This is a genomic window from Roseobacter sp. HKCCD7870 (assembly GCF_037830315.1).
In the GTDB taxonomy this organism is placed as follows: Bacteria; Pseudomonadota; Alphaproteobacteria; order Rhodobacterales; family Rhodobacteraceae; genus M30B80.
In genome coordinates, this window is sequence record NZ_JBBLYO010000002.1 from 390,440 (window position 1) to 402,362 (window position 11,923).

16 protein-coding genes and 2 tRNA genes are annotated in these 11,923 nt (G+C 54.3%); 15 read left to right on the forward strand and 3 right to left on the reverse strand.

The window, feature by feature from the left end; translation table 11 throughout:
- Nucleotides 1-17 precede the first annotated feature (17 nt).
- Both AAC637_RS10360 and AAC637_RS10365 read right to left on the reverse strand, forming a co-directional pair.
- A complete protein-coding gene (locus AAC637_RS10360) occupies nt 18-794 on the reverse strand; it encodes an enoyl-CoA hydratase (protein ID WP_340303497.1) in 777 nt (258 codons plus the stop codon).
- Nucleotides 791-1,993 (reverse strand): CaiB/BaiF CoA transferase family protein, encoded by a 1,203-nt coding sequence (locus AAC637_RS10365; protein WP_340303498.1) that lies wholly within the window; start codon nt 1,991-1,993, stop codon nt 791-793. Before AAC637_RS10365 ends, AAC637_RS10360 begins: the two co-directional genes overlap by 4 nt.
- A gap of 182 nt (nt 1,994-2,175) precedes the next feature.
- Between AAC637_RS10365 and AAC637_RS10370 the strand changes: the two genes are divergently transcribed.
- Nucleotides 2,176-3,069: an NAD(P)-dependent oxidoreductase gene (locus AAC637_RS10370; RefSeq protein WP_340303499.1), complete on the forward strand. Its 894-nt coding sequence runs from the start codon at nt 2,176-2,178 to the stop codon at nt 3,067-3,069.
- Between the two features lie 149 nt (nt 3,070-3,218).
- On the opposite strand, the gene AAC637_RS10375 is transcribed toward AAC637_RS10370, so the two are convergent.
- Nucleotides 3,219-3,293 (reverse strand) — tRNA-Thr (locus AAC637_RS10375).
- Nucleotides 3,294-3,469: 176 nt separating this feature from the next.
- Between AAC637_RS10375 and AAC637_RS10380 the strand changes: the two genes are divergently transcribed.
- From AAC637_RS10380 to AAC637_RS10445, 14 genes are all read left to right on the forward strand, one after another.
- On the forward strand, nt 3,470-3,643 hold the full coding sequence (locus AAC637_RS10380) for a hypothetical protein (protein WP_317655419.1): 174 nt from the start codon (nt 3,470-3,472) through the stop codon (nt 3,641-3,643).
- 33 nt (nt 3,644-3,676) lie between these two features.
- Nucleotides 3,677-4,948 carry a UDP-N-acetylglucosamine 1-carboxyvinyltransferase gene (murA, locus tag AAC637_RS10385; RefSeq protein ID WP_340303500.1) on the forward strand — a complete coding sequence of 424 codons (1,272 nt, stop codon included), beginning with the start codon at nt 3,677-3,679 and terminating at the stop codon, nt 4,946-4,948.
- The gene (locus AAC637_RS10390; RefSeq protein WP_340303501.1) at nt 4,941-5,402 is read left to right on the forward strand and encodes a DUF2948 family protein; all 462 of its coding nucleotides are present in this window, start codon (nt 4,941-4,943) and stop codon (nt 5,400-5,402) included. The genes murA and AAC637_RS10390 overlap by 8 nt, the downstream gene beginning before the upstream one ends.
- Before the next feature lie 65 nt (nt 5,403-5,467).
- Nucleotides 5,468-6,781, forward strand: coding sequence for a histidinol dehydrogenase (gene hisD / locus AAC637_RS10395; protein WP_340303502.1), 1,314 nt, complete (start codon nt 5,468-5,470; stop codon nt 6,779-6,781).
- Nucleotides 6,778-7,260 (forward strand): UPF0262 family protein, encoded by a 483-nt coding sequence (locus tag AAC637_RS10400; RefSeq protein ID WP_340303503.1) that lies wholly within the window; start codon nt 6,778-6,780, stop codon nt 7,258-7,260. The genes hisD and AAC637_RS10400 overlap by 4 nt, the downstream gene beginning before the upstream one ends.
- 4 nt (nt 7,261-7,264) lie before the next feature.
- Complete coding sequence (locus AAC637_RS10405) at nt 7,265-7,741, forward strand: arsenate-mycothiol transferase ArsC (RefSeq protein ID WP_317655414.1); 477 nt, start codon at nt 7,265-7,267, stop codon at nt 7,739-7,741.
- Nucleotides 7,741-8,133, forward strand: a complete 393-nt coding sequence (locus AAC637_RS10410; RefSeq protein ID WP_340303504.1) for a ketosteroid isomerase-related protein — start codon at nt 7,741-7,743, stop codon at nt 8,131-8,133. Before AAC637_RS10405 ends, AAC637_RS10410 begins: the two co-directional genes overlap by 1 nt.
- A complete protein-coding gene (locus AAC637_RS10415; protein WP_340303505.1) occupies nt 8,130-8,714 on the forward strand; it encodes a GNAT family N-acetyltransferase in 585 nt (194 codons plus the stop codon). Before AAC637_RS10410 ends, AAC637_RS10415 begins: the two co-directional genes overlap by 4 nt.
- Complete coding sequence (locus tag AAC637_RS10420; RefSeq protein ID WP_340303506.1) at nt 8,711-9,604, forward strand: carbon-nitrogen hydrolase family protein; 894 nt, start codon at nt 8,711-8,713, stop codon at nt 9,602-9,604. The genes AAC637_RS10415 and AAC637_RS10420 overlap by 4 nt, the downstream gene beginning before the upstream one ends.
- Before the next feature lie 73 nt (nt 9,605-9,677).
- A complete protein-coding gene (gene infA / locus AAC637_RS10425) occupies nt 9,678-9,896 on the forward strand; it encodes a translation initiation factor IF-1 (RefSeq protein ID WP_011455993.1) in 219 nt (72 codons plus the stop codon).
- Between the two features lie 6 nt (nt 9,897-9,902).
- Complete coding sequence (locus AAC637_RS10430; protein WP_340303507.1) at nt 9,903-10,478, forward strand: Maf family protein; 576 nt, start codon at nt 9,903-9,905, stop codon at nt 10,476-10,478.
- Nucleotides 10,475-11,527, forward strand: a complete 1,053-nt coding sequence (locus AAC637_RS10435; RefSeq protein WP_340303508.1) for a ribonuclease E/G — start codon at nt 10,475-10,477, stop codon at nt 11,525-11,527. Before AAC637_RS10430 ends, AAC637_RS10435 begins: the two co-directional genes overlap by 4 nt.
- On the forward strand, nt 11,524-11,742 hold the full coding sequence (locus tag AAC637_RS10440) for a DNA gyrase inhibitor YacG (protein ID WP_340303509.1): 219 nt from the start codon (nt 11,524-11,526) through the stop codon (nt 11,740-11,742). The genes AAC637_RS10435 and AAC637_RS10440 overlap by 4 nt, the downstream gene beginning before the upstream one ends.
- Nucleotides 11,743-11,835: 93 nt before the next feature.
- Nucleotides 11,836-11,910: transfer RNA gene (locus AAC637_RS10445), tRNA-Phe, on the forward strand.
- Nucleotides 11,911-11,923: the final 13 nt, after the last annotated feature.

Here is an 11,923-nt window from a genome sequence, read left to right on the forward strand (position 1 = left end):
ATATCACCTGCATTAGCTCATTCCCCAGTCCAATTAGGGCGTCTTTTCGCCATAAAAGCTTGAACGCCTTCTTGAAAATCTGAACTCCCATAACAAAGCTCGATCAAGTCCTCGCCGCTAGGTAAATTTGCAGTCCTTAAACGTTGAAGTGCTTTTTTACTTGCCGTGATGGTGAGGGGCGCCATGGAGCATAGCTTTTCAATCAATTCATCGCTCGCAGTGTCCACCTCCTGGGGGGGGACTACGCGAGCTAGAAACCCAGTTCCGGCAAGCTCTTCGGCGGTCATTAGTTCTGCTAAAAACAACATTCGTTTTGAAGCGGGTTCGCCAATAAGACTGATCATATTGGCATAGTTGCGCATAGAGAGGCAGTTTCCCAGTGTTCTAGATATCGGAACACCAAACCGAGCGCCTGTAGCAGCTAGTCTCAAGTCGCATGATGCTGCAATATTTAGGCCACCACCAATCGCCAGGTCGTCAATCACTGCCAGAGTAGGCGCCGGAATCGACACGAATTCATTGAGTATTCGGTCCATTTTTTTTTCATACTCAACGCCATGCTCACTGCGATCAAAATCGGAAAATTGATGTATGTCCGTACCTGCGACGAAGGCTTTACCACCCACACCACGTAAAACTATCGCTCTTAGCTTTGACATTGTTTGTAGACGAAGACTTATTTTTTCAAAGTCATTGTACATCTTCCAAGTCATCGAATTCATTGCTTCCGGTCGATCAAACCAAATTCTAGCAACAGATCCCTCGACTTGCATATGTACCTCACCGCTACTCACTCAAAAGCTCCTTCTGCGCGTAATTTGTTAGTATCTAATCCTAGTTCAATTGCTAGTTCATGAGTATGCTCCCCCAGTAGAGGCGGAGGTAAACGTACTTGTTGTGGGGTGTCTTGCAACTTTACTGGGAAGCCCAAAGATTTTATTGGCCCTTCAACGGGGTGATTGATTTCCAGAACCATGTTGCGTTCCAAAGTATGATCAGCACTTAAAACTTGCTCAAAGTCGTTAATTGGGCCTGCTGGAACACCGTAGTTTAAAAACTTTGCGACCCAAAACCCCACGTTTTGTTCGATGAAAATAGGCTTGAGTTCGGCTTCCAGTTGGCTGCGGTTAGCGACGCGATCCATGTTAGTCATAAACCGTGGGTCTTCTTTTATTTCCGGGCGTTTAATCACATCACAAAATAACTCCCATAATTTTTGGTTTGCAGCGCCTACAACAAACATACCATCGCTTGCCATGAATGCTTGGTAGGGCGCGCTCATACGATTTGCTGTACCGAGTGGCTGGGGCGATTTGCCTGTGGCCCAAAATTCGGTGGTTTCCCAGATCGATAGAGATAGCGCTGCCTCAAAAAGAGAAGCGTCAATATATTGACCCGTACCAGATTTTGTGCGGCCAATTACTGCGCTTAGAATGCCATAAACGCAGAATAAGCCTGCTCCCAAATCGCCAACAGAAACGCCAGACTTTACTGGCCCCATATCGGGGTGCCCCATGGCGCTCATAACGCCAGACATAGCTTGTGCCATAAGGTCGAAACCTGGACGCTGAGACCAAGGCCCAGTCTGTCCAAAACCAGATATGCTTGCATAAATCAGTTTAGGGTTAATTTGTTTGAGAGTTTCATAGTCTATGCCCAGCCTCTTTGTGACACCTGGTCGATAGTTTTCAACCAGCACGTCGGCTGTTTTAACGAGCTCTATGAACATGGTCATGCCTCCAGAGCTCTTTAGATTTAAGACAACTGATTTTTTATTCCGGTTCAACGCAAAAAAACCGGGACTGTCATTTCCTTTCATCCGAAAGCCCATTGCCGCTCGGGTTTGATCACCTTTTGGCGGCTCAACTTTTATGACATCTGCCCCCATATCTCCAAGCATCATGCAACAGAATGGCCCAGCCATCACCTGTGTCAGGTCAATTATTCTCAATCCTGTTAGTGGTAAGTTTGAAGTGCTTATTTGGCTGGGCATGTCTCTATCAGTTCTTTGAGGTCGCAATTTGTTTGCAATATGAGAGACTATAAATTGGCTGAGTCCAAGATTCTTATCCTGAAAGCTAAGCAAATTTGGTTAGATTAAGCTATGATTTATCGAGCTCGTGTTCGCTTTTCGAATGTCCGTAAAGTGTCATTTTCAATAAAACTGGAGCTATTATGAAAGACCATTCGAAATTACCTCAAATTGGATTTGTCGGGCTTGGGATTATGGGCGCCCCGATGGTGCGGCGCCTTCTGTCGCGTGGCTTTAAAGTAACTGTATGGAACTTAGAGCCGGAACGGGCTTTAGAGGTATTGCCGCATGGAGCAATTTGGGCAGACACTCCAGCAGAAGTGCGCGAGTGCAGTGATATCGTTGCAATGTGTGTTCTTAACACTGAAGCAGTTGAAAACTGTTGCTTTGGTCCCACCGGCTTTGCCAACTCAGATGGTGGCGCCGACCTGATTATAGATTTCTCAACTGTGCCACGCGAAGACACTGTGAGAATTGCTGGTAGAATGGCTGAACACGGAGTTGCTTGGATTGACGCGCCCGTATCAGGAGGTCCTGATCCAGCAGAGACAGGAACTTTAACGGCGATGCTAGGCGGTGTGCAGGCCGATTTTGAAAGAGTAATTCCGATACTTGATGCTCTAACAAAGACCTCAACTTTATTGGGTCCATTGGGTGCTGGTCAAATTGCTAAAACCTTAAATCAGGCGATTGTCGGAACGAATTATGTACTGATGGCAGAGGTTTTGACATTGGCGCGATCAGCGCAGATTGATCCCAAGCTTTTGCCAGAAGCATTAGCGGGTGGAATGGCGGATTCTCAAATTTTGCAACGGATCTACAAGCAGATGGTTTCTGAAGATTTTGATCCCCCTAAAGCTTACGCAAGGCAGTTAGCTAAAGACATGACCGCTCTTGCCGCCTTTATGCAGGCTATTAATGGCGGGCTACCGCTTATTGATAGATCTATAGAAATATACACATCCTACGCGAATGACGGGAACGACTTTTCCGACTCTGCTGCTATCAGCGAGTACTATTTAAAAAAATATACATAATATAAATTAATTATAAGTTTGTGGATCACTTTGATCAGCTAGTCATTCTGTTGATCGTGTTCAAAGTCTGCACTTTTGCAGGCTCAGAGCTAATTGAATTACACACACTAACTAGAGCGTTTGTCGTATTAGTGATCATATGATTTTGATGGTGCTGCAGGGGAGGATTGAACTCCCGACCTCTCCCTTACCAAGGGAGTGCTCTACCACTGAGCTACTGCAGCGCACGTGTGGCGCGTGGATTAGACGCAATCGCAGACCCATGCAAGACCAAAGCAGGCGAAAATTTGCACCAAGGCCTAATTCCTTTTGGTGGGTGCGGATGCACATGGGCAATTTTTGCCAATTTCGATTTGCATCGCGCTAGACGCGAATTGTCCGCTTCGCTAAGAGAGGCGGCATGAAGCAACCATCAAACCCGCAGAAAAGATCAAATTCTGGTCAAAGAAGCGCGCAAGACATTCGCACGGAGCGGTTGAAAGCAGCGCTTAAGGCCAATTTGGCCCGCCGCAAGGCGCAGGCCCGCAAAAGACGTGCGGAAGATGGCGAAAATGGCGCGGGCCCGTCATCTTGACGCGGCCTGAGCAAAGCAAAAGAGGCAGCACCCGTGGACAGTATCATTGTTAAAGGAAATGGCCCGCTTTCGGGCGAGGTTCCCATCGCGGGCGCGAAGAACACCTGCCTAAAGCTGATGTGTGCGGCCCTCTTATCGGATGAACCTTTGACGCTGACCAATGTGCCGCGCCTGTCTGATGTGGCGACACTGGGCAGCTTGTTGGAAAGCTTGGGCTGCGAAGTGGCCCGTTTGGCAGATGGCCGCGCGATGATGATCTCGTCTGCCGATGTGACCAACCTAACCGCGCATTACGACATTGTGCGCAAGCTGCGCGCTTCTTTCAACGTGCTTGGGCCCTTAGTGGGCCGATTTGGTGAGGCGGTTGTCTCGCTTCCGGGCGGTTGTGCAATTGGTGCGCGCAAAGTGGATTTGCATTTGACCGCGCTTGAGGCTTTGGGGGCCACAATTGATCTGCGTGAAGGCTATGTTCACGCAACGGCAAAAAATGGCCTCAAAGGGGCTGAGATCAGCTTTCCCTTTGTTTCCGTGGGTGCCACGGAAAATGCGCTTTGCGCGGCGGTTTTGGCCAAAGGCACCACCGTTCTGCGCAATGCCGCGCGCGAGCCCGATACCGTGGCGCTGGCGCATTGTTTGCAAGGCATGGGCGCAGATATCGAAGGCGCAGGCACAGACACCATCGTTATTCGTGGCGTGGATCGTTTGCATGCAACAACGCATCGTGTCATCGCAGATCGTATTGAGTTGGGCACCTATATGATTGCCCCCGCGATTGCAGGCGGCAGCGTGGAATTGATCGGCGGCAGCCGTGCTATTGTGGCGGCCTTGGCCGATAAGTTGGAAGAGGCGGGGGTCGAGATTGTTGAAACCGATCGCGGCTTGCGCGTCAGCCACAAAACGGGCCGCGTGCGGGCCGTGGATGTGACCACCGCCCCATTCCCAGGGTTTCCAACCGATTTGCAGGCACAGATGATGGCGCTGATGTGCACCGCTGACGGGGTTGCCACATTGGAAGAGACCATCTTTGAGAACCGCTTTATGCATGCGCCCGAATTGATCCGCATGGGGGCCAAAATTGATTTGCATGGCGGAACGGCCAAGGTGGCCGGCGTTGCACAATTGCGTGGCGCGCCTGTGATGGCCACGGATTTGCGCGCCTCGGTCAGTTTGATCCTCGCGGGGCTTGCGGCCGAAGGGGAAACCCGTGTGAACCGCGTCTATCACCTTGATCGCGGGTATGAGCGGGTTGAAGAAAAACTCAGCGGCCTTGGCGCACATATTGAACGGGTGGCAGACCATGGTTGATGCCCGATTTGAGGATGGTTTCGAAGCGCCTTTGGCGCTTGCCGCCGCAGATGCGGAGGATGTGAAAATCCTGTCTGCGCTTGCGCAAGATGCCGTTCTTACTGTGGCTGATATCAAATACACCCGCGCCAAACGTCAATTGGTTTTGCTGCTCAATCGCTTTCGTTGGGAAAATGGGGCGCGCGTCAGCCCGCCCGAGCGGGTGCGCAGTTTGCTGATCGTGGATGACGTGCAGAGCGTGGCTGCGCAAGGCATCAGCCCGCAGGCGCGTGATGTGGTTTTATCATTGCTTTCGGTCGAGTGGCAGGCGGGCGAAGATGGTATGGGGCGCCTCACCCTGACCTTTGCAGGCGATGGGGCCTTGGCGCTTGAGGTCGAGGCAATCAATCTTGCTCTGCGCGATGTGACTAGGCCCTATCAGGCCCCTTCAGGAAAAACCCCCGCGCACCCGTGACGCTTTCGCGTCTTGAGCGCGCGGCCAACACAAGGTAAGCCCCTCCTATTCTGACGGAGACGGGTATGCCTATTTTTCTGAACACGGATATGGCGGATTTTGAGGCGGCGTTTGAAGCGCTTCTCGGGATGAAGCGCGAGGATAGCCCTGATGTAGACGCGGTGGTTGCCGATATCATTGCGCAGGTGCGCAGTGATGGCGACGCAGCCTTGATTGCCTTTGGCGAGAAATTTGATCGTGTCCGTCTGACGCCCGAGCAGTTGATCTTTTCCGAGGCCGAGATTGATGCGGCGATTGCCACTGTGCCCGCCGCCGAGCGCGCAGCACTTGAATTGGCCGCCACGCGCATACGCGCCTATCATGCCCGCCAATTGCCCGAAGATGCTGCGTGGCAGGACGAACTTGGTGCCAAACTTGGGTGGCGATGGAGCCCTGTCTCACGCGCGGGTCTTTATGTGCCGGGCGGGCTGGCCAGTTATCCCTCATCCGTTTTGATGAATGCAATCCCCGCTGCCGTGGCAGGGGTTGGCCATTTGTCGATGGTGGTGCCCACGCCCGATGGCAAGGTAAACCCCCTTGTTCTATTGGCGGCGCGTCTTGCGGGGGTGCATCGCATTTACCGCATGGGTGGTGCGCAGGCGATTGCAGCCTTGGCTTATGGCACTGAAACCGTGCTGCCCGTGGATAAGATCACAGGGCCTGGCAATGCCTATGTCGCCGCCGCAAAACGGCGGGTCTTTGGTAAGGTCGGAATTGACATGATCGCAGGCCCGTCTGAGATTTTGGTGATCGCAGATCGTCACAATGACCCCGATTGGATCGCACTGGATCTTCTGTCGCAAGCGGAACATGACGAAAGCGCGCAATCCATTCTGATCACGGATGATGCAGAATTTGGCCGCGCTGTTGCGGAGGCTGTAGATAAACGCCTCGAAACCCTAGAGCGGCGGGCCATCGCAGGGGCCAGTTGGCGTGATTTCGGCGCTATCATTGTTGCGCGTGATTTGGATGAAGCGGCCGCGCTCTCCAACCGCATCGCGCCTGAACATCTCGAGCTTTGCGTGGCTGAGGCTGAAACCTATGCCGATAAGATCAGCCATGCCGGCGCTATTTTCGTGGGGGCGTGGACGCCCGAAGCGATTGGCGATTACATCGGGGGGCCAAACCATGTGCTGCCGACCGCGCGCTCTGCGCGGTTCTCTAGCGGGCTATCGGTGCTTGATTTCATGAAACGCTCCACCATGGCGCAAATGACACCCGCAGCCTTGCAGGCCATTGGCCCTGCGGCGGCAACATTGGCGAAATCAGAAAGCCTTGAGGCACATGGCTTATCCGTTTTGGCACGGCTTGCGCGGATCAATCAGGGGGATGGTGAATGACGATGCACATTACCGATATTCAGATTGACACCTCGAATATGCCTGCACCAACCCCTGAGATTGAGCAGGAACGGCGCGTAGCGATTTTTGATCTGCTCGAAGAAAACAGTTTTGTTTTGCCTTCGCGGTATGGGCGCACACCGCCCGATGGGCCCTATCATTTGGCCTTGGCCATTCGTGACAAACGTCTGGTCTTTTCTGTTGCTACCCAAGAGACGGAACTGGCCGCCGAATTCCACCTTTCACTGTCGCCATTTCGTCAGGTGGTCAAAGATTACTGGCAGATTTGTGAGAGCTATTATTCTGCCGTGAAAAAGCTACCTGCGGCCCAAATCGAGGCGATTGATATGGCGCGGCGTGGCATTCACAATGAGGGTGCGCGCGTTTTGCAAGAACGGCTTGAAGGCAAAGCTGAGATTGATACCGATACCGCGCGCCGCCTCTTTACCCTGATCTGCGTGCTGCATTTCGGGAATTGATGTGGTGGGCAAAGAATTTCCATCCTCGGTTCTGTTTTGTTGCGATCATAACGCAACCCGCTCACCCATGGCGGAAGGGCTGATGAAGAAATATTACGGCCACCGCGCCTATGTTCAATCTGCGGGTGTGCATCATGAATTGGAGATAGATGGCTTTGCCGTTTCTGTTTCCGCCGAGATCGGTGTCGCCCTTGAACGCCATCGCGTGCGCTCTTTCGATGAAATGGCGGAATGGGGGGATGATCTCTCGGGGTTTGATCTGATCGTGGCGCTTTCGCCCGCCAGTCAACGCCGCGCGCTGGATCTGACGCGTCATGCGCATCTCGATATTGAATATTGGCCCATCATTGACCCAACAGGGTTGGGTGAAACGCGCGAGGCGAAATTGGATGCCTATCGCCAAGCCCGTGATCAAATCAAAAAACGCATTCTAGATCGTTTTGGCCCCCCAGATGCGGGGCTAGAACAAGAGGGGGACTAATGGATCTGATCAATCGGTATTACGCCGCGTTTAATGCGGGCGATCTGGAGGCCATGCTTGATTGCCTCAGCGAAGATGTGGCGCATCATGTCAATGAGGGGCAGGTGCGCATGGGCAAAGCGGCCTTTGCCGAATTTTGCGCCCATATGAACCGCTGCTATAAGGAACATCTCACCGATATCGTGGTGATGCAGAATGAGGCAGGCAGTCGCGTTGCCGCCGAATTTATCGTGAATGGCACCTACCTGGCCACGGATGCAGGATTGCCCGAGGCGCGCGGACAGACATATGTCCTGCCCGCTGGCAGTTTCTTTTCCGTTGAGGACGGTAAGATCACCCGTGTTGTGACCTATTACAACCTTGCTGATTGGATCGCTCAGGTTTCGGCATGAGCCTTGACTATCGCATCTATCGCGGGGCTGAGATCTCGGCAATTGTTCCCGATCTGGCACGGCTGCGCATCACGGTCTTTCGTGATTGGCCCTATCTCTATAAGGGGGATTTGGCCTATGAGACGGGTTACCTCGCTCGCTATGCGCAAGGCGGGGCCATAGTGGTTGCCGCCTACGATGGCGCGCAGATGGTTGGCGCGGCCACGGGGATGCCCTTGCTTCAGCATGATGATGATTTCTCCGGTGCTTTGGCGGCCTGCGATATCGCCGCCGAAGATGTGTTCTACTGCGCAGAGTCTGTTCTGATGCAAGACCATCGCGGGCAGGGGGCAGGGCATATGTTTTTCGATGCACGCGAGGCAGAGGCCCGCGCACAGCGAAAAACATACAGCGCCTTTTGCGCAGTGGTGCGCCCTGCGGATCATCCGATGGCCCCAAAAGACTATCGCCCGCTTAATGAATTCTGGAAAAAGCGGGGCTATCAGAAATTGGATGGCGTCTTTGCAGAATTTTCATGGCTCGATATCGGAGATTCTGAAAAAACCCAAAAGCGCCTGCAATTTTGGATCAAACAGCTATGAAATGTGCCGCCGCTGCCTATCCGCTTGACCCGCTGACGCGTTTCGCTGATTTTGACGCGAAGATCACCGCATGGGTCGCTGAGGCCGCGGATGGCGGCGCAGAGATTGCGATTTTTCCTGAATACGGCGCGATGGAATTGGCCCATCTTGCAGGGCCATCCGTTGCGGCCGATCTTGAAGGCAGCCTGCGCGCAGTCAGTGATATTTGGCCTGAGGCGGATGCCCTTTTTTCGCGGCTTGCGGTGCAGCATAGCCTTGCCCTATTGGCACCATCTGCGCCTATTTTTGACCAAGATTATGGGCTGCGGCCCGTCAATCGCGCCTGCATCTATGGGGTGCAGGGGCGGATTGGGCATCAAGACAAGCAGATTATGACCCGCTTTGAACGCGAGATTTGGCATGTGCAATCGGGCGGGCCTTTGCAGGTCTTTGACCTTGGCGATCTGCGGGTGGGTGTGTTGATCTGCTATGATGCGGAGTTTCCGCTTTTGGCGCGCGCCTTGGTTGAGGCGGGGGTTGATTTGCTTCTGGTGCCATCCTGCACGGATAGCGGCGCAGGCTATTGGCGGGTTCGAGTGGGGGCAATGGCCCGCGCGCTAGAGGGGCAATGCGCAGTTTTACAATCGCCCACAGTCGGACAAGCGGCATGGTCGCCCGCAGTGGATGAAAACCATGGCGCAGCGGCGATCTACGGTCCGGCTGAAGCGGGCTTTTGTGACAATGGCGTGTTTGCTGAAGGCGCAATGAACAAGCCAGGATGGGTGATGGCCGATATTGACCTTGGTCGGCTGCGAGATCTGCGCCAAAACGGCACTGTTTTAACCCGCCGCGATTGGCCCGAGAGCGCCGCGCGCACAGCGCTTGTGCCGCAGGTGAAAGATTTACCTTGAAAATCCGCTCCTTTGGGCGCATTTACCGCGGCGAAGCTGCCATTTGGGGCAGTGAGAAAGCTAAGGAGAGACCATGGCCAAGGAAGAGATGCTCGAATTCCCCGGTGTCGTGAAGGAACTCCTGCCAAATGCGACATTCAGGGTCGAGCTCGAAAACGGCCATGAGATCATCGCACATACGGCAGGCAAGATGCGCAAAAACCGCATTCGCGTTCTGGCAGGCGACAAGGTGCAGGTTGAGATGACCCCCTATGACCTGACCAAGGGCCGTATCAATTACCGCTTTAAGTGATTTGTTTTGCGCCTGATTTTGGGATCAGCAAGCCCGCGCAGGCGGGAATTACTGGCGGTGTTGGGGATAACACCTGACGACATCGCCCCGCCTGAAATTGATGAAACCCCGCAAAAGGGGGAACATCCGCTCGCCTATGTCACCCGTATCGCGCGCGAAAAGGTTGCCGCAGTGTCATCTGCGCCCGAGGATGTCGTTCTATGCGCGGATACGACCGTCTTTATGGGGCGGCGGATCTTGGGCAAGCCTGCGGATGCGGTGGAGGCAGAGGCGTTTTTGCGCCTTTTGTCGGGCCGCCGTCATCGCGTCATCACGGCCTTGGCTGCCCGTAAAGGCGCGCGCGTGATCGAGCGCGCAGTTGAAAGCCGTGTGAAGATGAAATCCCTCAGCGATGCGGAAATCGCGGCTTATCTGGCGACAGACGATTGGAGAGGTAAGGCAGGCGGCTATGCCATCCAAGGCCCTGCTGGCGCGTTTATTCCGTGGATTTCAGGCAGCTATCCTGCCATTATGGGCCTTCCTTTGGCCGAAGCAGCCAGTGCCTTGGCGGCCTTGGGCTATCCCGTTTGGAGACAAGAATGAAGGGCTGCGTCATTGCATTGGATAAGGTTGCGGGGCGCAAGGCGGCAGCATTGCTCGTTGATGGCCGCCTGCAGGATATCCGTATTGATCCCCCTGAAAATGACCCAAGCCCCGAGATTGGCGAGATTTACCGCGCCAAGGTGGCCCGTGCCATGGGCGGGCAGGGCGGCGTTATGGTTGCCCTTCCCGATGGGCAATCGGGATTTTTGCGCGGGGTCAAAGGCCTTGAGCAAGGGACAAGCGTGATTGTTCAGGTCATGGGCTATGCCGAAGGCAATAAGGCCGCGCCTGTGACGACAAGGCTGTTGTTCAAAAGCCGCTACGCCATTGTCACGCCCGCGGCGGCAGGATTTAACATCGCCCGCTCGATCCGTGGCGAAGAAGACCGCGATCACCTGTTGGAACTGGCCCATGAGGCGATGGAGGGCGCGCCTGAGGATTTTGGCGTGATCATTCGCTCAGCAAGCGCTGAGGCGGCGGATGAAGATATAGTTGAGGATGTCAGCGCCATGCGCGTCTTGGCCGAGGCCGTGGTGGCCGATGTGACTGGTGCCCCCGAATTGCTGGTTGCAGCCCCCACATCTCATGAGGTGGCGTGGCGCGATTGGACAAGCCCGATGCCTGATGAAGTGGTGGAAAGCCCCACCGCCTTCGCCGATCTCGGCGTGGAGGAGGCGGTTGATGCCCTCCTCTCCCCGCGGGTGGAGTTGGGTGGTGGGGCGTGGGCCATGTTTGAACCCACCTCTGCGCTCGTGGCAATTGATGTGAACACGGGCGGGGATTTATCCCTTGCAGCAGGGCTTAAGGCCAATTTGGCTTTGGTGCGTGATTTGCCGCGTCAATTGCGTCTGCGCGGGTTGTCGGGGCAGATTACAATGGATTTGGCCCCGATGCCAAAAAAAGACCGCCGCCTGTTCGAGGATAAATTGCGCAGTGCCTTGCGCTCTGATGCGACTGACACAGTGCTTGCGGGATGGACACCGCTTGGCCATTTTGAACTACAGCGCAAGCGCGACCGTGCGCCTTTGCACGAGGTATGGCCGTCATGAGTTGCCCGATTTGTCAAAAAGAAACAGTCGCGACCTATCGCCCTTTTTGCTCGCGCCGCTGCGCGGATGTGGATCTGGCGCGATGGTTGAACGGATCATATGCCGTGCCGTCCAATGACCCCGAAGATATCGAAGAAGCCCTTGATCAAGCAGCCCGCGCCAAAGCATTTGGTCGCAACGGCGATGGCGAGGATGACGCAGGGCCGCTGCAATAGAAAAAACGCGATAATTTTACGCAAACCCTATGGACAGCCTCCCACGAAGGCCCTAGAACGCCCCCACCTTGATGGTGTTCCGCCATCACCCGTGCCCGGGTAGCTCAGGGGTAGAGCAGTGGATTGAAAATCCTCGTGTCGGTGGTTCGATTCCGCCCCCGGGCACCACTTCAAAAAATAT